We start from the raw sequence: 25,327 nt of genomic DNA, 5'->3' as shown, positions 1-25,327 counted from the left end.
ATCAGCCGATTCGCTCGAACACCGCCGCAAGTCCCTGTCCGCCGCCGATGCACATGGTCTCGAGTCCGTAGCGGACTTCCCGTCGGTCCATCTCGCGCAACAGCGTCGCCAGGATGCGGGCTCCGGTGGCACCGACGGGATGGCCGAGCGAGATGCCGGAACCGTGTGGGTTCAGCCGAGGATCGTCGGACTCGATGCCCCACGACCGGGTGACGGCGAGAGCCTGAGCGGCGAACGCTTCGTTGAGTTCGATGATGCCCATGTCGTCCAGGCTCAATCCGAGGCGTCCGAGCGCCTTCTCGCTGGCCGGTACCGGTCCGATACCCATGGTGCGCGGAGCGACGCCGGCGACACCCCAGCCGGCCAGTCTGGCCAGCGGCCGAAGACCCAGTGCTGCAGCCTTTTCCGGGGTGGTGACGATCGCGATGGCGGCACCGTCGTTCTGTCCGCTGGCATTTCCGGCCGTGACCGTCGACTCGGGGTCGATCGACGCACGAATCGCCTTCAACTTCGCCAACGACTCGAGGGTGGTGTCGGCACGGGGATGCTCGTCGGTGGTGACGAGTATCGGATCCGATTTACGTTGGGGGACCGACACTCCCACGATCTCCTCGGCGAACACGCCGCTGTTCTGCGCAGCGACTGCGCGCTGGTGAGACTGCACTGCGAGTGCGTCCTGATCGGCGCGGGCGATCGAGAACTCCGCGCGCAGATTCTCCGCGGTTTCGATCATGCCGCCGGGAACCGGAAAGTTCTTGCCGCCCGCGGTCACTCGCGCTCGGGCGAGTCGGTCGGACAGGGCCACGGCCTCGGCCTTGACGCCCCAGCGCATGCCGGTGGCGTAGAACTCCGTCTGACTCATACTCTCGACGCCGCCCGCCAGAACCAGATCGTTACCGCCGGATTGGACCTGCATGCACGCCTGCAGTACTGCTTGCAGACCGGAGCCGCAGCGTCGGTCGACCTGCATCCCGGGGACGTCGATACCCAGATCTGCATCGAGCGCGGCGATGCGTCCGATCGCCGGTGCGTCGCCGTTGGGGGATGCCTGGCCCAGGATGACGTCGTCGATGTCGGCACCGGAGATGCCGGTTCGGGCAACGAGTTCGGCGATGACGGTGGCGGCCAGGGCCTGGGCGGAGATATCGCGGAACTGACCGCCGAAGCGGCCGACCGGGGTCCGAAGGGGTTCGCAGATGACGGCGTCAGGCATGGGTGGTTCCTCGTCTGTCGTTGGGTCCGGTACTCACCCGGAGCAGGTCGGTCTCGATGGCTCGGGTGGCGTCGAGCAAGGCCGGGAGTAGTTCGGTGCGGACTGCGTCGGCGGTATGACGCGCAGCCTGGGTGGAGACGTTCGCCGCAGCGACGACCGCCCCGTTGCTGTCGTGGATGGGAGCCGCGATCGATCGCAGGCCCTCTTCGAGTTCCTGATCCACCAGACAGAAGCCGTCGGTCCGTACGCGTTCGAGTTCGTGTCCGAGTGCGTCGGCAGTGGTGATCGTCTTCCCGGTGAGCGGAGTCAGCCGGACTCTATCGAGGTAGGCGGCGAGTTCGTCGGGCGGTAGACCGGCGAGCAGCACTCGTCCCATCGATGTCGCGAATGCAGGGAATCGGGTGCCGATGTTGATGCCGACGGTCATGATGCGGCTGACCGGAACTCGGGCGACGTACACGACGTCGTCACCGTCGAGAATCGAGACCGAGGACGATTCTCGGACCCGTTCGGCGAGAGCTTCCAGATGCGGCCCCGACACTTCCGGGAGGGACAGGCTCGACAGGTAGCTGTAGCCCAGTTCGAGCACCCGCGGGGTGAGCCAGAACATGGAGCCGTCGGTACGGACGTAGCCGAGTTCGACGAGTGTGAGCAGGAACCGTCGGGCAGTGGCGCGGGTGAGGTCGGTTGCTCGGGCGACATCGGAGAGTGTTCGACGCGGATGCTCGGCGTCGAAGGCTCGGATCACCGCGAGGCCCCGGCCGAGCGACTGGACGTAGTCCGAGGACGGCGGCGGTGATTCCGCGGGGTTCACGAGGTACCCGATTCTGTCTCGGCGGAGGACTCGGCGATGGCTGCGTTCGCCAGAGCGAATGCGCTGTTGCTGTTCGGAACTCCCGCGTAGACCGCGGTGTGCAGGAAGACTTCGGCCAGTTCGTCCGGTTCCAGTCCGGCGCGCAGCGCTGCGCGAATGTGCATGTCGAGTTCGTGCTGGTTGCCCACCGCGGTCAGGATCGCCAGGGTCAGCAGTCTGCGGGTGTGGTGATCGAGTCCCGGTCGGTTCCAGATGTCACCCCATGCGGTGCGGGTGATGAAATCCTGGAACGGTGCGGTGAACTCGGTGCGGCCGGCGATGCTGCGGTCGACATGCGCATCGCCGAGGACGCTGCGCCGCACCGTCATACCGGCATCGTGGGCCGCTGCGCGTCCGACGGCATACGCATCCGACCCGATGTGTGCGGCAACGGCCGCGGTGACGGGCCCGGCTTGCTCCACATTGGCCAGATGAGCGGCCGGGTCGAGAACCCGGAACGTCGATCCGGCGACGCCGTCGGCGATGATCTTCAGGTCCTCGGGGGTGGTCGAGGGATCCTGTCGGCCCGCGATCACCAGGGTCGGGGCGGTGATCCGGTTCAGATCCGAACGAGAATCCCACCGGGACAACGCCTCACAGCATGCTGCGTAGCCCTCGTCGGACGTGTCGGCGATCATGCGGCGATGCCGCTCGACGAGATCGGCGTCGCGCGCGGCCAGTTCGGGGGTGAACCAACGCTCGAGTACGGCATCGGCCAGCGACGCCGTGCCCGCCGCTCGGACCGCCGCGGCACGGTCGAGCCATTGCGCCGGCTCACCGAACTTCGCCGAGGTGCACAGCAGCGTCAGAGTCCGTACTCGCTCCGGGCGATGGATGGCGAGCCACTGCGAGACCGCACCGCCGAGGGACAGACCGACGAGGTGCACACGCTCCACCTCGAGTGAATCCAGCAGCGCCACCACGTCCTCGGCGAGTTCGGCCACCGAGTAGGGACCGGGTGGCACCGGTGATCGTCCGTGCCCGCGAAGGTCGACGGCGAGAACGTGAACGGCGGCGGACAGAGTTCCGATCTGCGGGTTCCACATCGATCGGTCGGAGCCGAGCGAACCGATCAGCACGACGGTCTCCGCGTCGGCGCTCGGTCCTTCGATGCGTTCGTGAGCAAGTGCGACAGTCATCGTGAATCCTTCGAATCTGTGGTGTGTTCGGTGTCGAGGTCGTGCTCGGCGAGGATCGCGTCGACCAGCTCGGGTGCGTGGCCGAGATACGCGGCCGGGTCGAGTAGTTCGCGCACCGTCGACGGTGGCAGGAATGCCGTGATGGCAGGGTCACTGTCCAGCGGCGCTCCCGTCGCGCATCGCGCAGTGACGATTTCGCGGGCCTGCTCGGTGTGCGCTGCCAATGCCGCGGTGACACGTTCGGCGAGCAGCGCTCCGCCCGTCGCGTCGAGATTGCGGGCCATTTCCTCGGGATGAACGTGCAACCCGCTCAGGCTCTGCGTGATTCGGTGGGCGGCACCACCGGTGAGGCGGAGCAGATCGGTGATCGTCTCCCACTCGGCATGCCACGCTCCAGCGGCGCGCTGGTGTTCGTGGTCCATGTTGGAGAGCACGGTGGCCACCGCACCCGGGACGCGCCGGGCCGCAGCGCGAGCCGTGACGGCGGCAACGGGATTGCGCTTGTGCGGCATCGCCGACGATCCGCCGGGCGCGTCCTCCGAGACCTCGCCCAGCTCGGTGGCGGACATCGACACGATGTCCCCGGCGATCTTGCCGATCGTTCCTGCTGCGACACCCAACGAGCACGCAATATCGGCAATCGCGGTGCGGTCGGTGTGCCAGGGCACGGTCTGTCGAGCCAACCCCAGTTCGACGGCGAGCGCGGCGGCGATGGCCGGTCCGTGTGGATGCACGGCGGCGAGAGTGCCTGCAGCGCCGCCGTACTGGACGGTGCATGCGCGTCGAACGGCTGCGACTCCGGTCCGCGCGCGACGCAGCCCCGAGAACCAGTTCGCAGCCACCAGGCCGAAGGTGGTGGGCAAGGCCTGCTGGCCGAGAGTGCGGGCCGCCATCGGGGTGGTGCGATGGGTCAGGGCCAGACTTCTCGCGGCCGCACTCGCAGCGTCGAGCGAGGCCTCGATCACACCGAGCGCGTCGCGGGAGAGGAGCATCAGCGCGGTGTCCATGATGTCCTGGCTGGTGGCACCGGGATGCACTGCCGTGGCAGGAACCTCGGCCTCGGCCACCACGTTCCGAAGAATCTTCACCAGCGGGATCACCGGATTACCCCCGGCCGCGGCATCTGCTCCGAGCCGCGCGATGTCCAGGTTCGCCCCGAGTTCGGTCGCGGTGGTGGTGACGATCTCGGCGTGACCGGCCTCCACGAGACCGACCGTTGCTGCGGCCCTCGAGAGCGCCGCCTCGACGGCGAACATCGCTGTCACCCACGCCCGGTCGCCCACGAGCGGTGCGAGCGCGTCGCTACCGAACGTCGGATCGAACAGTGCCCCTCGCTCGGATTCCATCGTCCCCTCTCGCCATCGGTGTGTCACAGCGCGAAGAACGGAGTCTCGTCGCCGTCCGGATCGGTGTTCTGCAGCACGATGTCGAGGTGGTACCCACCGTGCACCGGTGCTGCGACGAGTCTGGCACGCTTGTGCTCCGGCACGGCGGACAACACCGGATCGAGCTCGTTGGCCTCGGCCTCGTCGGGAAAGTACACCCGCGTCACGACCCGCTCGAGCATCCCGCGGGCGAAGATCCCGACGTCGATGTGCGGTGCCTCCACAGCACCGTTCTCGGCGGGAAGCGGTCCCGGCTTGATCGTCGTGATCGTCATCGTTCCGGTCTCGTCGGCGAACGCTCGCCCGAAGCCGCGAAAGCCTGCGATGCGAGACGGCACCGCGCCACGCGGATCGTCGGGGTGATCGAACCGGCCGTCGCCGTCGGCCTGCCAGGTCTCGATCATGGCGTCGGACATGGGGTTTCGGGCTCCGTCGATCAGTGTGAACGACACGGTGATCTCGCCTTCGGTGCCCGGCGGCACCACGTTTTCGCCGTCGGGCCACAACAATCCGATGTGCACGTATGGGCCCACGGTCTGCGACGGTGTCTGCCCGAAGGAGGCGGTGGTGAAATCGGCTCCGGCGACCACGGGGTAGCGCGGGGCGAACTCGGGATCAGTCATCGTGGTCGTCTTCCTCGAAGGGGGTGGCGTTTCGGCCGCGGAGCACGATGTCGAATCGAAATCCGAGGGCCCAGTTGTCCTGTGTCGCCTCGTAATCGAACGCGCCGATCATTCGGGCCCGCGAGTCCTCGGGGGCGGCGTTGAAGATCGGATCCTGGAAGAACATGGGGTCGTCCGGGAAGTACATCTGTGTCACGAGGCGCTGGGTGAACGCCTGGCCGAACAGGGAGAAGTGAATGTGAGCGGGCCGCCATGCGTTGTGGTGATTGCCCCACGGATACGCGCCCGGCTTGATCGTGGTGAAGCGATACCTGCCCTGGGCATCGGTGAGAACGCGACCGGTGCCGTTGAAGTGCGGATCCAGTGGTGCGGGCCACCGGTCACCGGTGTGCCGGTATCGACCGCCTGCGTTGGCCTGCCACACCTCGACGAGGGTGTTCGGAATCGCCTTGCCGTCGCTGTCGAGCACCCGGCCGTGCACGATGATCCGCTGCCCCTGCGCCTCACCGTCGTTCGCCAGGGTGAGGTCTGCGTCGGCGGCGGTGACTCGTCCCTCGCCCAGTACCGGTCCGGTGATCTCGGTGAGTCGCTGGGGGAGCAGGGTCAGTGGCTGTGCCGGATGCCGAAGGGCGGTGGTCCGGTACTCGGGGAAGTCGCGTGGGGCATGGACACCCGATTGGTCCCGGTACTCGGGCGGGAGATGAAGCATCGACGGTTCCTCACGATCGTGGGTGATCTACGCAACAGCCAGAATAGCGAAGTGTTCGCATTGTGGCAAACTGTTCATATTCCGCACAGAATGCTGTAGCGTGCATCTCATGTTGGACAAAGTCGTGGCCAGCGCCACCGAAGCCGTAGCGGACATCCCTGATGGGTCCTCGATCGCCGTCGGGGGATTCGGATTGGTCGGAGTGCCGGAAATACTGATCGACGCCGTGCTCGCGCAGGGTGCGACAGATCTGGAGACCATCAGCAACAACTGCGGAACCGATGGCTTCGGTCTCGGCGTTCTGTTGATGCAGCACCGCATTCGGAGAACCATCAGCTCCTACGTGGGCTCGAACAAGGAATTCGCACGGCAGTACCTGTCCGGAGAACTCGAAGTCGAGCTCACTCCGCAGGGCACGCTCGCCGAGCGGCTGCGCGCAGGCGGTGCCGGGATCCCCGCGTTCTTCACCCCCGCAGGCGTCGGCACCCAGGTCGCCGACGGGGGATTGCCGCTGCGCTACGACGGTAGCGGCGGAATCGCACTGGCCAGTCCGCCGAAGGAGACACGCGAGTTCGACGGCGTCACCTACGTGATGGAGCGCGGGATCGTCGCAGATTATGCGCTCGTGCACGCGTGGAAGGGGGACCGTCACGGGAACCTGGTGTTCCACGCCAGTGCGCGAAACTTCAATCCGCCCGCCGCGGAGTCGGGACGCATCACCATCGCGCAGGTCGAGCATCTCGTCGAGCCGGGTGAGATCGGACCCGACGAGGTGCACACCTCGGGTATCCACGTACAGCGGGTGGTCCACGTCGGACCGGTCGAGGTCGGCATCGAGCAGAGGACGGTACGAGCATGAGCGAGAAGATGACCCGCGAACAGATGGCGGCACGGGTGGCACAGGAGCTCAGCGACGGTCAGTACGTCAATCTCGGCATCGGCATGCCGACCCTCGTGCCCAACTACATCCCCAACGACGTCTCGGTGATCCTGCATTCGGAGAACGGGGTGCTCGGCGTCGGACCGTATCCCACCGAGGACGAACTCGATGCGGAGATCATCAACGCGGGCAAGGAGACCATCACGGTCCTTCCCGGTGCGTCCTACTTCGATTCCGCGCAGTCGTTCGGAATGATCCGCGGCGGCCAGGTCGACGTCGCCGTACTGGGGGCGATGCAGGTCAGCGCCACCGGTGATCTGGCGAACTGGATGATTCCCGGGCACATGGTCAAGGGCATGGGTGGCGCGATGGATCTGGTGCACGGAGCGAGACGCGTCATCGTGATGATGGAGCACGTCTCCCGCAAGGGCGAGCCGAAGATTCTGGAGCAGTGCACCCTGCCGCTGACCGGTAAGGGCTGCGTACACAGGATCATCTCGGACATGGCCGTTCTCGACGTCACCGAGAACGGTCTCCGTCTCGTCGAGACCGCACCGGGCGTGTCCGTGGACGAGGTCAGGAACGCGACCGCGGCCGAACTACTGGTCGACGCCGGTCAGGAGTGGAGCCTGCGGAACGACTCAGGCACTACCGTCTGAGACGAGAACGCGGTCGGCGTGGGAGTAGATGTTCATCGACCGGCCGCGGAGGAAGCCGACGACCGTCAGACCGGATTCGGTCGCGAGGTCGACCGCCAGCGAGGACGGGGCCGAGACCGCCGCGAGAATCGGTATTCCGGACATCACCGCCTTCTGGGCCAACTCGAACGAGGCGCGGCCGCTGACCATCAGCACCGTGCCCTGCAGGGGAATTCGATCGTTGGTCACCGCCCAGCCGACGACCTTGTCGACGGCATTGTGGCGACCGACATCCTCACGCAGGACGAGCATCTCGCCGTCCGCAGTGAACAGGGCGGCGGCGTGCAGGCCGCCGGTCGTATCGAAGACCTTCTGCGCAGCCCTCAACGTGTCGGGTAGCCCGGTGAGAGTGTCCGAGTTCACGACGACGGAATCGGCCACGGGGGAATGCTTGGTGCGCAGGCGAATTGCGTCCAACGATCCCTTTCCGCACACCCCACACGAGGACGTCGTGTAGAAGTTGCGTTCGACGCCGGTCTCCGGCGGAGCGACACCCGCGGCCAGGGTGACATCGAGGACGTTGTAGGTATTCGCACCGTCGTCGTCGACCCCGTCGCAGTAGCGAGCCGCTGCGATGTCGGCACCCGAGGCGATCACACCCTCGGTCAGCAGGAACCCGTGAGCGAGCTCGACGTCGTGGCCGGGAGTGCGCATGGTGACGGCCAGCGCTGCGCCGTTCACCCGCAACTCGAGCGGCTCCTCCACCACGAGGGTGTCCGGACGTTCGACGCGGTGCTCACCTCGGAGTCGGACAACGGGCCGGCGGGTGGTGATGCGGCCCATCAGTATCGGCCGGATTCGCGGTGACGTGGGTGACTCATTCTTCGATTGTGGACCCCGGTGTCGTCGGGCCGTCGACTCGGTCGGCCATTGCGCTCACCAACGAGACCAGGCGCGGGTGATCGACGAGGTCGTCGACGAGCACACGCTTGCCTTTCGCGTCGGCCAACGGGATCTTCCAGTTCTCGTACTGGGTTTCGTCGGTACCGGGCTGGTTCTGAATTCGGTGTTCGCCGACGGCGTCGACGAGAGCGACACCGATCAGCAGGGACGGGCTGCGCTGGACGAGGCGATGCAGAGCTTCCACCGTCTCGTGGTTGTCGGCGTCGGCGCCGAGCAATCCGCGCTCGCGCGCCAGGTCGAGAACGGCCTCGCGCTTGGCTGCGTCGATGTCCTTCTCGGCCTCGATGTCTCGTTCGAGCAGGCCGAGACGGGACCGCAGGTCGATGTGTTCACCCTCGAGGTATCCGGCCGTCGGGGGCAGATCGTGTGTGGTCACCGACGTCAGGCACAGGGTGCGGTAGTCCTCGGGTGCAATGGGCCCGGATTCGTCCGCTTCGAACCACAGGATCGAGGTGCCGAAGATGCCGCGCTCGGTGAGGTACTCCTGCACCATCGGCTCGAAGACACCGAGATCCTCGCCGACCACCACCGCGCCTGCCCGCTCGGCCTCGAGGGCCAGGATGCCGATCAGCGCCTCGTGGTCGTACTCGACATACGTTCCGCCGCCGGCATTCTCGGCCTCCTGCGGAATCCACCACAGGCGGAACAGACCCAGGATGTGGTCGACGCGGATACCGCCGGCATGACGAAGGATCGTGCGCAGCATGTCGCGGTAGGGGACGTACGCCAGTTCGCGTAGTCGGTCCGGATCCCACGGGGGTTGGTTCCAGTTCTGGCCCTGCTGGTTGAAGTTGTCCGGCGGCGCGCCCACCGTGACTCCCGACGTCAATACGTCACCGAGCGCCCAGGCATCGGCTCCGCCGCGCGCCACGCCCACGGCGAGGTCGTGCATGATGCCGATGTCCATCCCAGCATCGAGTGCCGAGCGTTGCGCGGCGGCCAACTGCTCGTCGCAGATCCACTGCAGCCACATGTGGAAGTCGATGCGCTCGGCGAGCTTGGTGCGCTGTTCGAGCACGAAGTCGGTCCGCGGGTGTGCTGCCTTGTCGGTCCAGGCCGAATTCTCGGGTCCGAACTTCTCCGCCAGGGCGCTCCACACCGCGAAATCGCGCAGTCCGGAACCCTCGCGTTCGACGAACGCGCGGAATGCGGATTCGCGCGCCGGGCTCCGTTCCACCTTGTGAACACGTTCCAGGGCACGCAGTTTCGCCGTGAAGGTCGAGTCTCTGTTCAGCTTTCCGGTTCGCTTGTTGGCCTTGTCGAACCGCTTCGCCGCTTTCCGGACCTTGCCGAACTGTTCCGGTGACAGCAGCGCGGTTTCACGAATGTTCTCCACTCGGATGTAGAGCGAGTTGAAGAACCGGCGGGTGGTCGGCAGATAGGGCGACGCCTCGACCGGTGTGGTGGGTCGGTCGGCGTGCAGCGGATTGACGAGGAGATAGTCGAAGCCGTGCTCGCGGCCGACGATGTCGGCCATGTCCTCGAGATCACCGAGATCGCCGATTCCCCAAGATCGTCTCGATCGCACCGAATACAGCTGGGTGAGCAAGCCCGTCCGCTGCCGATCTGCCAGTTCTGCGTTGGGTGACAACGACTTCGGAGTGACCACCACAACCGTGTCCGACGTCCGGACCGTGTTGTCCTCGCTGATCGTCGTCGCGGTCAGGCTGTGCCAACCGAGCGGTGCACTGCTCGGAACGACGAACGTGGCACGACCGATGAGGCGGCCGTCGACCTCACGGGGATCGACCCAGACGTCGGCCTGGGTCACCTCGATGGTCTCGCCGTCCTCGGAGACCATCGAGACCTCGACCGGATTGCCGTGTGGCACATGGACCCACACCACGGCATCGGTGCCCTGCGTGGCCACCACCACCGGCGGAAGCAGGCGCCGCCACGGCGCGTTCTCGATGTCGGCCAGAGCTCGGTCGACGTCCTCGGTCGATTCGGTTGCGTAGCCGCGCGCGGCGAGCACCTGACGCAGGGTGTCGTCACTCACTTCGTGTTCGGTGTCGTCCCAGCCTCGGTACGAGGTCGATGTGCCGAGGCGTCGGGCGAGAGAGCGAAGTGCCTGCGAGTAGTCCACACCGATGATCGTGCCAGTTCGCCGCGCCCGCGTCATGCCGGCCGGGGCTTCGTTCACCGGCCACCGCTGCGATTCGAACGATGTGCGGGCCCGGTTGCTCGACTGCCAGGATTGAAACATGCCGAGCTGGGTAGTCTGGGTCGGCGAACGGTAAAACGACTGCTCGGCGACGATAGGAAGTGCGGATGGCTGGGGTCAGCAAGATCGAAGAACTGGAGCGAGGTTCCGGTGCACCGGTCGAGCTGAGGGTGCGCGCCGAGGCCGACCAGCTTCCGGTGGTCCGCGCGGTCGCCGAAACCCTCGCAGTGCTCAGCGACTTCACGCTCGACGACATCGCCGACGTGAAGTTGGTCGTGGACGAGGTGTGTTCGCAGTTGATCAAGGGCTCGGTCACCGATGCAGAGCTCTCGTGCACGTTTGCGGTGAGCGACTCCGGAATCCGGATCGTCGTCACCTCCACGTTGGCACCCACATCCGTGCCGAAGAAGGACAGCTTCGGCTGGCACGTGCTGCAGACGCTGACCGACGCCATCGAGCTGCGCTCCGACGACCCCGTCGAGGGCGATGCCGGTCACACGGTCGCGATCGACGTGGTCAAGCGGAGGAGCAAGGTCTAGTGCCTGTGCCGCACGAACGAAGCACACGGCGAGAGTCCGACGATTACAGCGACGTTGTCGCGCTGATCCAGCAGATGCAGGCGCTCGACGAGAATTCACCGCAGCGCCGAGTGCTGCGCGATCGCATCATCACCCGCTGCCTGCCTCTCGCAGAACACATCGCACGCCGCTTCGGCGGCCGCGGCGAAGCACACGAGGACCTGCTGCAGGTCTCACGTCTCGGTCTGGTGAACGCGGTCGACCGATTCGACATCGAACGCGGTTCGGACTTCGTGTCGTTCGCCGTGCCCACGATCATGGGCGAAGCTCGCCGCTACTTCCGCGACGCCGGATGGTCGGTTCGAGTGCCGCGGCGCATGAAGGAACTGAACTCGATGATCTCCCAGGCGGTGGGATCGCTCTCGCAGAAGCTCGGCCGAGCTCCGACCGCGAGCGAGATCGCGGCCGAACTGGGGATCGACGTCAAGGAAGCTTCGCAGGCTTTGCTTGCGCGCAGCGCGTATCAGACCGTTTCGGTCGACTCGGTGGTCAGCGAGGATCGGTTGCCGCTGATGGACACCCTCGGTGCCGACGATCCCGAACTCGAGAAGATGGAGAGCTACCTCGCGGTGCGGCCTGCACTCGAGAAGTTGCCCGAGCGTGAGCGTCGAATCGTCGTGCTCCGATTCTTCGGGTCGATGACCCAGACTCAGATCGCGGAGAAGGTGGGGATTTCGCAGATGCACGTCTCGCGAATCCTGGCTCGCACGCTCGCTCAGCTGCGCGAGGACCTCGGCGAGGACTGAACTCGACCGGCAAAGCTAGGCTCGCGGGATGAGTATGTACGACGACGTCGACGAGTACATCGGAGCCCGCAGGGTCACGGGCCTGGCTGCATCGCAAGATTTCTCACGGGCGGTGGTCGTGGTTGCCGCACTGGACGATTCGCGGACCGAGTACCGAACGTCGTTGTGGGAGATCGATGTCGACGGCGGTTCGCCCGCCCGGCGCATCACCCACGGCGAGTGGGGTGAGGGTGCTCCGGTGTTCACCTCGGCGGGCGATCTGTTGTTCTCTCGCACATCGAGCAAGGACGATCCGGCTCGGCTGTGGATTCTGCCTGCCTCGGGCGGTGAGGCGCGCGTTCTCGAGACCAGGGCCGCCGGTCTGAGCGAGGTCCGAACTGCGCGTTCCGGATTCGGGCTCGTCGGGCTCTCGCCGGTGTTCGGATCGTCGAGCACCGATGAGGACGACGACGCCCTGCGCACCGAGCGCAAGGCGAACAAGGTGGATGCAATTCTGCACACCGGAGTCCCGGTGCGTTTCTGGGATCACGATCTGGGGCCTGCGACGCCGCACCTGTTCGCGGGATCGTCGGACGGTTCGACCGGACTGCGCGATCTGACGCCGGATGCGGCCGGCGCGTTGCACGAAGCGGCCTTCGATGTCGGTGCCGACGGCTCGTTCGTCGTGTCCACCTGGTCCGTCCCCGGCGCTCTGGCGACCGTGCGGACGGTGCTGGTGCGTATCGACACCGCGACGGGGGAGCGCACGACGATCGTCGACGACGTCGATGCCGACCTGGGCGCGCCTGCGATCTCGCCGGACGGCACGTCCGTGGTGTTCGTGCGTGAATCGCTCTCCACTCCCGAGGACGCGCCTCGAATGACGCTGCAGCGCTACGATTTCGAGTCGGCTTCGGTCGTCGATCTCGCTCCCGGCTGGGATCGGTGGCCGATCGACCCGGTGTGGCTGCCGGACGGGTCGGGAGTATTGGTCACCGCGGACGACGACGGCCGGTCCCCGATCTTCGTCGTGCGTGAGGGCGCGGAGCCGCGTCGGCTGACGAACACGAACGACGCGTACACCCACGTCCACGTGTCCTCGGACGGAACCAGGGTGCTGGCCCTCGCCGCGTCCTATCTCGCCGCCCCGCATCCGGTCTCGATCGACCTGTCCGACGGCACCGTCGGCGACCTCGACACCTCCGTCGACCGCTGCCCGGTGCCCGGAACTCTCACCGAGATCGACACCGTCGTCGACGACGGTGCCCGGGTGCGCGGCTGGCTGGCGCTGCCCGAGGGTGCCTCGGACGCGACACCCGCACCGCTGCTGCTGTGGGTGCACGGTGGCCCGCTCGGCTCGTGGAACACCTGGTCGTGGCGGTGGAATCCATGGCTGATGGTCGCCCGCGGGTACGCCGTGCTGCTGCCGGATCCGGCGCTGTCCACCGGGTACGGCCAAGAGTTCGTAGAGCGAGGCTGGGGAGCGTGGGGCAAGGCTCCGTTCACCGATCTGATGGCCTTGACCGACGTCGCGGTCGCGCTACCCGAGATCGACGAGACCCGCACCGCGGCGATGGGCGGATCTTTCGGCGGTTACATGGCCAACTGGATCGCCGGACACACCGATCGGTTCGACGCCATCGTCACCCATGCGAGCCTGTGGGCGCTCGATCAATTCGGCCCGACGACGGATGCACCGTGGTACTGGGCGCGGGAAATGTCTCCGGAGATGGCGGTCGAGAACTCCCCGCACCTGTTCGTCGCGGACATCTCGACGCCGATGCTGGTGATCCACGGCGACAGGGACTATCGCGTGCCCATCGGCGAGGGCCTACGGCTGTGGTACGAACTGCTCAGCGAATCCGGCCTGCCCGCCGACGACGAGGGCAACACCTCGCACCGTTTTCTCTACTTCCCGGCCGAGAACCATTGGATTCTGAGTCCGCAACACGCCAAGGTCTGGTACGAGGTGGTGCTGGCGTTCCTGGCCCAGCACGTGCTGGGCGAGAGGGTGTCGATGCCCCGAATCCTCGGCCACTAGAATCGACCGGTGACCAGTTCAGCGCCAGAGCACTCAGAGAACCCCGCCGATTCGATCGACCTGCCCAAGAGCTGGGATCCCAGTGCGGTCGAGGCGGAGCTGTACCGGTCCTGGGTCGACGCCGGGTACTTCGAAGCCGACGCGACCAGCGGCAAGCCGCCCTATTCCATAGTGTTGCCCCCGCCCAACGTCACCGGCAGCCTGCACATGGGCCACGCTCTCGACCACACGCTGATGGACGCGCTCAGCCGTCGCAAGCGGATGCTCGGGTACGAGGTGCTGTGGTTGCCGGGCATGGACCATGCGGGCATCGCCACGCAGACCGTCGTGGAGAAGCAGCTCGCCGCCGACGGAAAGACCAAGGAAGAGTTCGGCCGCGAGGCGTTCATCGACAAGGTCTGGGACTGGAAGCGTGAATCCGGCGGAACCATCGGTGGGCAGATGCGACGCATCGGCGACGGTGTCGACTGGAGTCGAGAGCGTTTCACCATGGACGACGGCCTGTCCGAGGCCGTCCAGACCATGTTCAAGCGGATGTTCGACGACGGTTTGATCTACCGCGCCGAGCGACTGGTCAACTGGTCGCCGGTGCTGCAGACCGCCATCTCCGACATCGAGGTCAAGTTCGAGGACGTCGACGGCGAACTGGTGTCGCTGCGATACGGCTCGCTCGACGATTCCGAGCCACATGTCATCGTCGCGACCACCCGAGTCGAAACGATGCTCGGCGACACCGCAGTCGCGGTCCACCCCGACGACGAACGGTACAAGGCTCTCGTCGGCACCACCCTCGAGCACCCGTTCACCGGACGACAGATCCCGATCATCGCCGACGACTACGTGGACCCCGAATTCGGCACCGGCGCAGTGAAGATCACCCCGGCACACGACCCCAACGACTTCGAGATGGGCGTGCGGCACTCGTTGCCGATGCCCTCGATCATGGACAAGGCAGGCCGGATCGCCGATACCGGAACGCAATTCGACGGTATGGATCGCTTCGAGGCGCGCGTGAAGGTTCGTGAAGCACTCGCCGAGCAGGGCCGCGTCGTCGCCGAGAAGCGCCCCTACCTGCACAGCGTCGGCCACTCCGAGCGTAGCGGTGAGCCGATCGAGCCACGTCTGTCGCTGCAGTGGTGGGTCAAGGTCGACACCTTGGCGAAGGCGGCCGGTGACGCAGTGCGTAACGGCGACACCGTCATTCATCCCAAGAGTCAGGAACCGCGCTGGTTCGCCTGGGTCGACAACATGCACGACTGGTGCATCTCGCGTCAGCTGTGGTGGGGTCATCGGATTCCGATCTGGTACGGACCCGACGGCGAGACCGTCTGCCTCGGACCGGGGGAGACGCCGCCCGAGGGCTGGGAGCAGGATCCCGACGTCCTCGACACTTGGTTCTCGTCCGGGCTGTGGCCCTTCTCGACGATGGGGTGGCCCGACGCCACCGCCGATCTCGAGAAGTTCTATCCCACCGGCGTTCTCGTCACCGGATACGACATCCTGTTCTTCTGGGTCGCCCGCATGATGATGTTCGGCACCTACGTCGGAGCGGACGACGCGATCACCGCGGGCAAGCAGGGGTCGCAGGTTCCGTTCCGAGATGTGTTTCTGCACGGCCTGATTCGAGACCAGTTCGGCAAGAAGATGTCGAAGTCGCGCGGTAACGGCATCGATCCTCTCGACTGGGTCGATCGTTTCGGTGCCGACGCGCTGCGCTTCACGCTCGCCCGCGGCGCGAACCCCGGTGCCGACATGTCCGTCGGCGAGGATCACGCGCAGTCCTCGCGCAACTTCGCCAACAAGCTGTTCAACGCAACGAAGTTCGCGTTGATGAACGGCGCGGCACCGGCCGATCTCCCGTCGCGGTCCGAGCTGACCGACGCCGACCGATGGATCCTCGACAGGCTCGAACAGGTTCGGGCAGAGGTGGATTCGGCGTTCGACCGTTACGAGTTCAGCAAGGCCTGCGAGGCGCTCTATCACTTCGCCTGGGACGAGGTCTGCGACTGGTACCTCGAGATCGCCAAGGTGCAGTTCGCCGACGACGCCATCGCCGTCACCACGCGCGGGGTTCTCGGCAACGTTCTCGACGCCCTGCTGCGACTGCTGCATCCGGTGATTCCGTTCGTCACCGAAACGCTGTGGAAGGTGCTCACCGGCGGCGAGTCGCTGGTCATCGCCGCGTGGCCCACCGCCTCCACCGATTCGCTGGATTCTGTTGCGGCACAGCGCATCGAAGACATGCAGCGACTCATCACCGAAATCCGTCGGTTCCGCAGCGATCAGGGACTCAAGCCGTCCCAGAAGGTGGCGGCCCGCATCGTCGGAGTCTCCGAATCGGATCTGGACGGGCAGATTTCGGCGGTCACCGCACTGGCTCGACTGACCGAGCCCGCCGAGGACTTCGCGGCGACGGCGTCGGTCGAGGTGCGTCTGAGCAAGGCCACCGTGGTCGTCGAACTCGACACCTCGGGCACCGTCGACCTGGTCGCCGAGCGGGCCCGACTGGTGAAGGATCTCGCGGCTGCGGAGAAGGAACTCGCGCAGACCACCGGCAAGCTCGGCAACGAAGCGTTTCTCGCGAAGGCACCGGATGCGGTGGTGGACAAGATCAGAACACGCCAGACGATCGCCGGCGAAGAGATCGCACGCATCACGGCGCGGCTCGAATCGATGGGAACCTAAGTGACCGAATCCGACGAGGCCCTGCCCCTGCCTCCGCCGAGCCCGGTCGATCTGGCCGAGCTCGCACTCGTGGAGGCCGAGCTCGACAAGCGTTGGCCCGAAACGAAGATCGAGCCGTCGACGGCTCGGATCTCGGCGCTGATGGACCTGCTCGGCTCGCCGCAGAAGGCGTATCCGTCGATTCACGTCGCGGGCACGAACGGCAAGACCTCGGTGACCCGCATGATCGATGCGCTCCTCACCGCGTTCCACCGGCGCACAGGCCGCACCACCAGTCCGCACCTGCAGATGGCGACCGAGCGGATCAGCATCGACGGCAGGCCCATCTCGCCGCGGCTCTACGTCGACACCTACAACGAGATCGCTCCGTTCGTGGACATGATCGACGCGCAGTCCGAGGCAGCGGGCGGACCCCGCATGAGCAAGTTCGAGGTGGTCACGGCCATGGCGTTCGCGGCGTTCGCCGAGGCCCCGGTCGAGGTTGCCGTCATCGAGGTCGGACTCGGCGGGCGTTGGGACGCCACCAACGTCGTCGACGGCGACGTTGCCGTCATCACCCCGATCGGCCTCGATCACGTCGAGTTCCTCGGCGACGATCTCGCGACGATCGCGGGAGAGAAGGCGGGGATCATCAAGAAGGCACCGGAATCGCTGGTGCCGCGCGATACCGTCGCGATTCTGGCGAAGCAGCAGCCCGAGGTGTCCGAGGTCCTGCTGCGGGCGGCGGTGCAGGCGGACGCGGCGGTGGCCCGAGCCGGGTCGGAATTCACCGTCCTCGGCAGGCAGATCGCCGTGGGAGGCCAGCAACTGGAACTGCAGGGGCTCGGCGGGGTGTACACCGACGTCTTTCTTCCCTTGCACGGCGAGCATCAGGCGCACAATGCCTCGCTCGCACTCGCGGCGGTCGAGGCTTTCTTCGGTGCGGGTCCGGATCGTCAACTCGATCAGGACACCGTGCGCGGCGCGTTCGCCACGATCGTCAATCCGGGTCGGCTCGAGCGGGTGCGCAACGCCCCGACAGTGTTTCTCGACGCCGCGCACAACCCACATGGGGCAGCAGCGCTCGCCGCTGCCCTCACCGACGAATTCGATTTCCGCAAACTCGTCGGCGTCGTCAGTGTCATGGCGGACAAGGATGTCGGAGCAATCCTCGACGCGCTCGAGCCGGTGTTCGACGACATCGTCGTCACCCACAACGGGTCCGCGCGGGCGATGGACGTGGACGCGTTGGCCGACATCGCGGTGGCCAAATTCGGCGACGAACGCGTCGTGGTGGCGTCGACGCTGCCCGATGCGCTGGAAACGGCGATCGGGTTGGCCGAGGAAGTCGCCGAGCCGGGTGAGGCCGTGTCCGGTGCCGGAGTCGTGGTGACCGGATCCGTGGTGACCGTCGGTGCAGCTCGCACTCTGTTCGGAAAGGACCCCGCGTGAGCGAGACAGAGTTCAGACCACCCACGAACGATCCGTGGAAGGGGTTCCGCGGTGTCTGTGCAGGAACGTTGGTACTCGAAGCCATCGTCGTTCTGCTCTCGCTGCCTGTGGTCGCCGTCGTGGGCGGCGGTGCAACGTGGTTTTCGACCACGTACATCGTTCTCCTCGCGGTCACGATGATCGCAGGCGCCGGCAAGCAGGGTGAGCCCTGGGCGATGAAGTTCAATCTGATTCTGCAAGTGTTCGTTCTGTTCGGAACGGTGTTCCATCTGTCCATCGGCATCGTCGGCCTGATCTTCATCGCCGTGTGGCTGTATCTGCTGTACCTGCGCCGTGACATCACCGAGCGAATCCGACGGGGGATGCTGCCGGGGCAGCGCGACTGACAGGGGAAACCTGTCGGTTTCGGCGATGCGGCGCGCGCCGCATCGCTGTGTTCCATTACTGTTCTCGACGTGACCGACCGCACCCTTGTACTGATCAAGCCCGACGGAGTTGCCCGGCGTTACGTAGGAGAGATCCTCGGCCGCGTGGAGAAGAAGGGTCTGAGCATCGTCGCACTCGAGCTCAAGACCGTCTCCCGCGAACTGGCCTCGGCTCACTACGCGGAGCACGAGAGCAAGCCGTTCTTCCCCGAGCTGCTCGAGTTCATCACGTCCGGACCGGTGGTGGCCGTAGTTCTCGAAGGCCCGCGCGCCATCGCTGCGTTCCGTCAGATCGCAGGCGGCACCGACCCCGTGGCCAAGGCGGTTCCCGGCACCATCCGTGGTGACCTCGCCCTCGACGGTCAGCAGAATCTGGTGCACGGATCGGATTCCGTGGAATCGGCCGAGCGCGAGATCGCACTCTGGTTCCCCGGCCTCGCCTGACCGTTCCGCCTTCGACACGAAAAGCACCGCCTCCTTCCGGCCACGCCGCATCCGCTCGGAACCCGAACGGTGCGGCGTGGCGAGTACGCATCACAGCGTGTGGGATACTCGACGACAGATCGACTTCACTGCACCAGTACGTACAGGTTTCACGCTCCACCCGAAGCCCAGGCTTCACCGAAGTTCGCTAGACCGGTGTGGTGTATTCGATCGGATGACTGTCGTCTATCCGCTGCCCGTCATCGCAGATGCTCGAACGAGAGACAGGCTCGTTCGCGTTCTTGCTTGATGATCAGGCGCTCGGATCGCCGGTACACCACCATCCAGCCAGGCACCGCACACGCTGTCGTCGACCACCGAGAACTACGAAGTGGTCATCGGCTCGGGTGCGGAGCGAGACCGAACAGCTGACGTCCAACCCGACGTGAGTACACAAGGATTGCCCTCGCGTGGCCGCGTCACACCCGAAGTCGGATGGACGCGCCCGGGGGCCCGAGGAGACTACGTGGCCGATCAAAGCCCGCCCGAAGATGTACAGAACGCAAACGCAGGTCGTACGGAGCCTCCCGGCGCGGTGTCGTCTGTGGAAACCGACGCGGCGTCGTCGGCGCAACCCGACACGATCGAGCTGCCGACCAGGCTGCGCGTGCACGCTCTGGCAAAGATTCTGGGCGTCACCAGCAAGCAGTTGCTCGTCACCCTCGGTGAGCTCGGCATCGAAGCGCGCAGTGCACAGTCGAGCCTGAGCCGTGACGTCGCGGAGTCCGTTCGTGACTCGGTCAACGCGCCCACAGCGCCCACCGGGCAGACAGTCGAGTCGTCGACTGCCGCGCAGCCGGAGCCGGTTGCGGAGGAACCTGTCGAGGCACCCGCCGTCGAGGCCCCGTGGTCCGAGCCGCAGCTGTTCACCAGCGCGCCCGCTCCGGAGCCGGAGACCGATCGGTCCGCGGCAACGACCGACCAGCCCACCGCGACGACGTTCACCACCCCGCTGTTTCTGCAGCCCGCAGCCGTGGACGCCCCAGCGACGGAATCGGCGGAGTCACCGGCGGAGCCCCCGGTGCGCCGTCGCCGCAGCCGCAAGGCAGCGCCCAAGGACGAGGTCGCCAGCACCGGCAGCAGCACGGACACCGACGGCAGTGAGTCCGCGGTGACGCCGGAGACCGCTGCACCCGAGACTGCTGCACTCGAGACGTCTGCAGTCTCGACCGACCGGTCCTCTTCCGAGGCCGACGAGTCGACCGCCGCCGAGGGATCGACCGACGGTGACGGGGACGACGATCAATCTCAGCCTCGACGCCGCCGCCGTGGTCGTCGTGGACGCGGCCGTGGTCGCGGCGAGCAGTCTTCGGACGAGTCGAACGACGACAATTCCGACGGCGACTCGGAGACCACTGATTCGGCCGACGCAGAATCGACCGATTCCGACTCGGACGAGTCCTCGTCGAGTGACGAGCAGCAGTCGAACTCGGGACGACGCTCGCGTCGATCGCGCACTCGCAGCCGTACCTCGGACCGGCAGAACTCCGATTCGACCGATTCCTCCGACGACACGCGCACCGCGGACTCTTCGGCCGAGGACGGCGACGACGAGTCCGATTCGGGTGCCCAGGACAATTACGACGACTCCGACAACGGCGGTTCGGACGGAGACGGCTCGAGCCGTCGTCGTCGACGCCGTCGCCGGCGCAAGACCGGAGCAGAGGCCGCTGCCGAGGGCGCGTCGTCCGAGGACGATCCGCCCAACACCGTCGTGCACGAGCGCGAGCCGCGCAACAAGAGCCGGGCACCCCGGGACGAGGTCCAGGGAATCACGGGCTCGACGCGTCTCGAGGCCAAGCGTCAGCGCCGCCGCGACGGGCGCGATGCCGGTCGTCGTCGGCCGCCGATCCTCACCGAGTCCGAGTTCCTGGCTCGCCGCGAATCCGTCGACCGCGTCATGGTCGTGCGTGAGAAAGCGACTCCGGATCACCCGCTGACCACTCAGGTTGCCGTGCTCGAAGACGGTGTGCTCGTCGAGCACTTCGTCACCAGCAGTGCCACTGCGTCCATGGTCGGCAACGTCTACCTGGGCCGCGTACAGAACGTGCTGCCCAGCATGGAAGCAGCCTTCATCGACATCGGGCGTGGCCGCAACGGCGTGCTGTACGCGGGCGAGGTCAACTGGGACGCTGCGGGCTTGGGCGGAAACTCACGGAAGATCGAGCAGGCTCTCAAGCCAGGCGATCAGGTTCTGGTCCAGGTCAGCAAGGACCCGGTGGGGCACAAGGGTGCTCGCCTGACCACGCAGCTGTCGCTCGCGGGTCGTTTCCTCGTCTACGTGCCCGGTGGAAGTTCCACCGGCATCAGCCGCAAGCTGCCCGACACCGAGCGCAAGCGTCTGAAGGAGATCCTCCGCGACATCGTGCCTCCCGAGGCCGGCGTCATCATCCGTACCGCAGCGGAGGGCGTCAGCGAAGAAGAGCTCGCACGCGACGTGACTCGCCTGCAGGCGCAGTGGGCCAGCATCGAAGAACGCTCGGCCAACGCCGAAACCGGCAAGGGCGTGCAACCACAGACGCTGTACGAAGAGCCCGACATGCTCGTCAAGGTCATCCGTGACCTGTTCAACGAGGACTTCTCCAAGCTCGTCATCGAGGGCGACAAGGCGTGGACGACGACGTCGAACTACGTCGAGACCGTGGCCCCGGACATGATGGAGCGGCTGCACCGATACGAGGCCGACGGCAGTTCCGTCGACGTCTTCGCCGCGCACCGCATCGACGAGCAGCTGGCCAAGGCCCTCGATCGCAAGGTCTGGCTGCCGTCCGGCGGCACCCTGGTGATCGATCGCACCGAGGCGATGACCGTCGTCGACGTCAACACCGGCAAGTTCACCGGCTCGGGTGGCAATCTAGAAGAGACGGTCACTCGCAACAACATCGAGGCCGCCGAGGAAGTCGTGCGCCAGATGCGGTTGCGAGACATCGGCGGCATGATCGTCGTCGACTTCATCGACATGGTGCTCGAGTCCAACCGCGATCTCGTACTCCGACGACTCACCGAGTCCCTCGGACGCGACCGGACTCGCCACCAGGTCTCCGAGGTGACCTCGCTCGGTCTGGTGCAGATGACCCGCAAGAAGCTCGGCACGGGGCTCGTCGAGGCGTTCTCCACCACGTGTGAGCACTGCCAGGGTCGTGGCATCGTCGTGCACCCGTTCCCCATCGACGCCAAGCCGGACAACGACGGCGGTCGGTCGAACTCGTCGCGTTCGGAATCGGGCAACTCGGGAACGAGCAGCAGGCGTCGTCGTGGCAAGGACAACAAGGCCGAGGGCAGCGATCGGTCCGACGGCAACGAGCGGGCCTCCTCGAACGATCGGGCCGGTGCGGCAGACGGTCAGGACCACCCCGTGGTCGATCCGTCGATCAAGCGGGCGCACCCGGTGGCGCTGGCCATGGCGGCGCACCACGACGACGTGGTGGCCGACGTCAGCCCCGCCGATGTCGAGACACCTGCCCCCGAATCTCCCGGCGGCGACGCCGAGGTGACCGTGGTCTCCGCCGACGATGTGGAGGTTGCGGCTGCTGCGGTGGCCGACGCGGAGACGAACGTCACGGCAGCCGATGCGGCCACCGAGACCGAGGCCGACCGGCCTTCCGCCGAGCCGGTGGCACCGAAGGCTCGACGCGGACGGAGGGTGGCGCGCAAGGCAGCCGCGCCGACCGGCACAGCGCCCGACGCGGGCATGGTGATCGTCGTTCCTGCCGCGGACGACTCCGCGGACGCCACGACCTCCGACCAGGCAGGGACGGCACCCGACGAGGTGGCGGCTCCGCTCACGGCGGCGGCCGAACAGTCCGTGGAGCCGGTGGAGGTGCCGGCGGCACGTCCTCGCAGACGGCGCGCAGCAGCGCGGCCTGCAGGGCCTCCGGTGGACATCGATGCCTAGCATCGCGGGGCAGTTTGACCCTGGCCGTCTCTCTGCCGTAACCTTGATAAGTCGCTCCCGGTGACACCGTTCTGCTGTGCCGTAGTGGCCTTGCAGGAAGCAACGGTTCTCGAGCGGGCCTAGGTGAACATCGCCGTGGCCGGCCGATAGGGAGCAAGCAAACACGTTTTACCAGACCAGTCGTGTTGCCATGCGCAACGCGAGCAAGTTCGAAGAAGCAAGGGGTAGCCCTCCGATGGCAACGTACGCGATCGTCAAGACCGGCGGAAAGCAGTACAAGGTCGCTGTTGGTGACCTCGTCAAGGTCGAGAAGATCGAGGGAGCGCCCGGCACTGCTGTCTCGCTTGCTCCGGTCCTCGTCGTAGACGGATCCGACCTGACCACAGATGCAGACAAGCTGGCGAAGATCTCGGTCGCCGGTGAGATCGTCGAGCACACCAAGGGCCCGAAGATCCGCATCCACAAGTTCAAGAACAAGACCGGATACCACAAGCGTCAGGGACACAGGCAGAAGCTCACTGTCCTCAAGGTCACCGGCATCAAGTAACCAGGTCCCCGCAGGACCTGAGTTCTCCCAAGCTGATTCACCCCGAGGAGGGTATGCAACATGGCACACAAGAAGGGCGCATCAAGCTCCCGTAACGGTCGCGACTCGAATGCTCAGCGCCTCGGCGTCAAGCGTTTCGGTGGCCAGACCGTAGGCGCAGGCGAGATCCTGGTTCGTCAGCGCGGCACGCATTTCCACCCCGGCGTCAACGTCGGCCGTGGCGGCGACGACACCCTGTTCGCACTCGCCCCCGGCGCAGTCGAGTTCGGTGCCAAGCGCGGTCGCAAGACCGTGAACATCGTTCCGGTTGCTGTGGAGGCCTAGTCCTTCTGCAGCGCTGGCGCTCACGATGGCCGACGCGACCGGGCAACTGCTCGTGTCGACCATCCACGGCGTACGTTCACAGCTCCCGATAGGGGCGGACCAGGGTCATGAGACCGGTCCGCCCCTATCGTTTTTTCTCCCGCTTTCTCTTTCACGAAAGGATCGAAGACAGCTATGTCACGATTCATCGACCGCGTGGTGCTGCACGTCAGCGCCGGCAAAGGTGGCAACGGCTGCTCTTCGGTTCACCGCGAGAAGTTCAAGCCTCTCGGCGGCCCGGACGGCGGTAACGGAGGGCAGGGCGGCGGAGTCGTGTTCGTCGTCGACAGCAACGTCCACACTCTGCTCGACTTCCACTTCTCCAGCCATGCCAAGGCAGGCAACGGAACTCAGGGCATGGGTGGCAACCGTGAGGGTGCCAACGGCGAGGACCTGATTCTCAAGGTTCCCGACGGCACCGTCGTGCTCGACAAGAAGGGCAACGTGCTCGCCGACATGATCGGCGAGGGAACGCGTTTCGACGCTGCTCCCGGCGGCCGCGGCGGCCTGGGCAACGCAGCTCTGGCCTCGAAGGCTCGGCGGGCACCGGGATTCGCGCTGCTCGGCGAAGAGGGCATCGAACGCGAGCTCGTCCTCGAACTCAAGTCCGTCGCAGACGTGGGCCTCGTCGGTTTTCCGTCGGCCGGTAAGTCGTCGCTGGTCTCGGTGCTGTCCGCAGCGAAGCCGAAGATCGCCGATTACCCCTTCACCACATTGGTGCCGAACCTCGGCGTGGTCTCCAGCGGAGACACCACCTTCACCGTCGCAGACGTTCCCGGGCTGATCCCCGGCGCGAGTCAGGGTCGAGGTCTCGGTCTCGACTTCCTGCGTCACCTCGAACGGTGTGCCGTTCTCGCGCACGTCGTCGACTGCGCCACACTGGATCCCGGCCGCGACCCGATCTCCGACGTCGACGCCCTCGAAGCCGAGTTGGCCGCATACAAGCCGGCGCTGTCCGGGGACGCCAGCCTCGGCGATCTGGCCGATCGGCCCCGCATCGTGGTGTTGAACAAGGCCGACATTCCCGAGGGTGCCGAGCTGGCCGAGATGGTCACCGCCGAGTTCGAGTCCCGTGGCTGGCCCGTGTACACCATCTCTGCGGTGACGCGCGCCGGTCTCAAGCCGCTGACATTCGCGTTGGCCAAGCTCGTCGAGGAGTACCGAACCGCGCACCCGGCTCCCGAGCCGCGGCGTCAGGTGCTGCGCCCGGTCGCTCGGAACGACGACAGCTTCAAGGTCGTCAAGGATCCGGACATCCCGGACGGCTTCATCGTTCGCGGTACCCGACCCGAGCGTTGGGTGCGTCAGACGCAGTTCACCAACGACGAGGCCGTCGGCTACCTCGCCGACCGCCTCGCGCGGCTCGGAGTCGAGGACGCACTCATCAAGGCCGGCGCTCAGCCCGGTGCTTCGGTCACCATCGGCGACGTGTCGTTCGACTGGGAGCCGCAGACTCCGGCCGGTGTCGAGATCACGATGACAGGCCGTGGCACCGATGCCCGTCTCGATCAGGTCGAGCGCATCGGCGCATCCGAACGCAAGCATGCCCGCCAGGTACGTCGCGGGCTCGATACCGAACAGGAGTAG

The 25,327-nt window shown here is 66.2% G+C and carries 21 protein-coding genes; 13 read left to right on the top strand and 8 right to left on the bottom strand.

Features of this window, described 5'->3' with window-relative positions:
- Window position 1: 1 nt before the first annotated feature.
- Genes CH283_RS16415 through pcaH form a run of 6 tightly spaced genes read right to left on the bottom strand, consistent with a single transcriptional unit; the run spans window position 2 to window position 5,922 of the window.
- Entirely contained in the window at window positions 2-1,213 is a 1,212-nt protein-coding gene (locus CH283_RS16415; protein ID WP_068052519.1) for an acetyl-CoA C-acetyltransferase, read from the bottom strand.
- Entirely contained in the window at window positions 1,206-2,027 is an 822-nt protein-coding gene (locus CH283_RS16410) for an IclR family transcriptional regulator (RefSeq protein WP_094640226.1), read from the bottom strand. The genes CH283_RS16415 and CH283_RS16410 overlap by 8 nt, the downstream gene beginning before the upstream one ends.
- A complete protein-coding gene (gene pcaDC / locus CH283_RS16405) occupies window positions 2,024-3,205 on the bottom strand; it encodes a bifunctional 3-oxoadipate enol-lactonase/4-carboxymuconolactone decarboxylase PcaDC (protein WP_094640225.1) in 1,182 nt (393 codons plus the stop codon). Before pcaDC ends, CH283_RS16410 begins: the two co-directional genes overlap by 4 nt.
- Window positions 3,202-4,551 carry a 3-carboxy-cis,cis-muconate cycloisomerase gene (pcaB, locus tag CH283_RS16400; protein ID WP_094640224.1) on the bottom strand — a complete coding sequence of 450 codons (1,350 nt, stop codon included), beginning with the start codon at window positions 4,549-4,551 and terminating at the stop codon, window positions 3,202-3,204. Before pcaB ends, pcaDC begins: the two co-directional genes overlap by 4 nt.
- A gap of 23 nt (window positions 4,552-4,574) precedes the next feature.
- Entirely contained in the window at window positions 4,575-5,213 is a 639-nt protein-coding gene (gene pcaG / locus CH283_RS16395; RefSeq protein ID WP_094640223.1) for a protocatechuate 3,4-dioxygenase subunit alpha, read from the bottom strand.
- Window positions 5,206-5,922: a protocatechuate 3,4-dioxygenase subunit beta gene (gene pcaH / locus CH283_RS16390; RefSeq protein ID WP_068052499.1), complete on the bottom strand. Its 717-nt coding sequence runs from the start codon at window positions 5,920-5,922 to the stop codon at window positions 5,206-5,208. Before pcaH ends, pcaG begins: the two co-directional genes overlap by 8 nt.
- Before the next feature lie 109 nt (window positions 5,923-6,031).
- Between pcaH and CH283_RS16385 the strand changes: the two genes are divergently transcribed.
- Together CH283_RS16385 and CH283_RS16380 are read left to right on the top strand one after the other, a co-directional pair.
- Entirely contained in the window at window positions 6,032-6,781 is a 750-nt protein-coding gene (locus CH283_RS16385; RefSeq protein WP_179272194.1) for a CoA transferase subunit A, read from the top strand.
- Window positions 6,778-7,461 carry a CoA transferase subunit B gene (locus CH283_RS16380; RefSeq protein WP_068052496.1) on the top strand — a complete coding sequence of 228 codons (684 nt, stop codon included), beginning with the start codon at window positions 6,778-6,780 and terminating at the stop codon, window positions 7,459-7,461. The genes CH283_RS16385 and CH283_RS16380 overlap by 4 nt, the downstream gene beginning before the upstream one ends.
- On the opposite strand, the gene fdhD is transcribed toward CH283_RS16380, so the two are convergent.
- Together fdhD and malQ are read right to left on the bottom strand one after the other, a co-directional pair.
- Window positions 7,444-8,283: a formate dehydrogenase accessory sulfurtransferase FdhD gene (fdhD, locus tag CH283_RS16375; RefSeq protein WP_094640222.1), complete on the bottom strand. Its 840-nt coding sequence runs from the start codon at window positions 8,281-8,283 to the stop codon at window positions 7,444-7,446. The two genes, CH283_RS16380 and fdhD, sit on opposite strands and share 18 nt — an antisense overlap.
- Before the next feature lie 34 nt (window positions 8,284-8,317).
- On the bottom strand, window positions 8,318-10,525 hold the full coding sequence (gene malQ / locus CH283_RS16370; protein WP_094640427.1) for a 4-alpha-glucanotransferase: 2,208 nt from the start codon (window positions 10,523-10,525) through the stop codon (window positions 8,318-8,320).
- 149 nt (window positions 10,526-10,674) lie between these two features.
- On the opposite strand from malQ, the gene CH283_RS16365 reads away from it, so the two are divergent.
- The 11 genes from CH283_RS16365 to obgE all read left to right on the top strand — a co-directional run bounded on the left by CH283_RS16365 (window position 10,675) and on the right by obgE (window position 25,327).
- Window positions 10,675-11,106, top strand: coding sequence for an ATP-binding protein (locus CH283_RS16365; RefSeq protein ID WP_068052491.1), 432 nt, complete (start codon window positions 10,675-10,677; stop codon window positions 11,104-11,106).
- Window positions 11,106-11,891: a SigB/SigF/SigG family RNA polymerase sigma factor gene (locus tag CH283_RS16360; protein WP_037193137.1), complete on the top strand. Its 786-nt coding sequence runs from the start codon at window positions 11,106-11,108 to the stop codon at window positions 11,889-11,891. Before CH283_RS16365 ends, CH283_RS16360 begins: the two co-directional genes overlap by 1 nt.
- Window positions 11,892-11,919: 28 nt before the next feature.
- A complete protein-coding gene (locus CH283_RS16355) occupies window positions 11,920-13,911 on the top strand; it encodes a S9 family peptidase (protein WP_094640221.1) in 1,992 nt (663 codons plus the stop codon).
- Between the two features lie 9 nt (window positions 13,912-13,920).
- Window positions 13,921-16,596, top strand: coding sequence for a valine--tRNA ligase (locus tag CH283_RS16350; RefSeq protein ID WP_068052481.1), 2,676 nt, complete (start codon window positions 13,921-13,923; stop codon window positions 16,594-16,596).
- Complete coding sequence (gene folC / locus CH283_RS16345) at window positions 16,597-18,027, top strand: bifunctional tetrahydrofolate synthase/dihydrofolate synthase (RefSeq protein WP_094640220.1); 1,431 nt, start codon at window positions 16,597-16,599, stop codon at window positions 18,025-18,027.
- Window positions 18,024-18,413 (top strand): DUF4233 domain-containing protein, encoded by a 390-nt coding sequence (locus tag CH283_RS16340; RefSeq protein WP_094640219.1) that lies wholly within the window; start codon window positions 18,024-18,026, stop codon window positions 18,411-18,413. Before folC ends, CH283_RS16340 begins: the two co-directional genes overlap by 4 nt.
- A gap of 69 nt (window positions 18,414-18,482) precedes the next feature.
- Window positions 18,483-18,896: a nucleoside-diphosphate kinase gene (ndk, locus tag CH283_RS16335; protein WP_094640218.1), complete on the top strand. Its 414-nt coding sequence runs from the start codon at window positions 18,483-18,485 to the stop codon at window positions 18,894-18,896.
- A gap of 505 nt (window positions 18,897-19,401) precedes the next feature.
- Window positions 19,402-22,830, top strand: coding sequence for a translation initiation factor IF-2 N-terminal domain-containing protein (locus CH283_RS16330; RefSeq protein WP_094640426.1), 3,429 nt, complete (start codon window positions 19,402-19,404; stop codon window positions 22,828-22,830).
- A gap of 235 nt (window positions 22,831-23,065) precedes the next feature.
- Complete coding sequence (gene rplU / locus CH283_RS16325; protein ID WP_032394581.1) at window positions 23,066-23,377, top strand: 50S ribosomal protein L21; 312 nt, start codon at window positions 23,066-23,068, stop codon at window positions 23,375-23,377.
- Window positions 23,378-23,437: 60 nt separating this feature from the next.
- Entirely contained in the window at window positions 23,438-23,701 is a 264-nt protein-coding gene (rpmA, locus tag CH283_RS16320; RefSeq protein WP_032379202.1) for a 50S ribosomal protein L27, read from the top strand.
- Between the two features lie 174 nt (window positions 23,702-23,875).
- Window positions 23,876-25,327: a GTPase ObgE gene (gene obgE, locus CH283_RS16315; protein ID WP_037193128.1), complete on the top strand. Its 1,452-nt coding sequence runs from the start codon at window positions 23,876-23,878 to the stop codon at window positions 25,325-25,327.

It is taken from the genome of Rhodococcus sp. 05-2254-2, assembly GCF_002259095.1.
In the GTDB taxonomy this organism is placed as follows: Bacteria; Actinomycetota; Actinomycetes; order Mycobacteriales; family Mycobacteriaceae; genus Rhodococcoides.
Note: the sequence above shows the minus strand (reverse complement) of the source record. Positions and strands in the feature narration are given on the sequence as shown.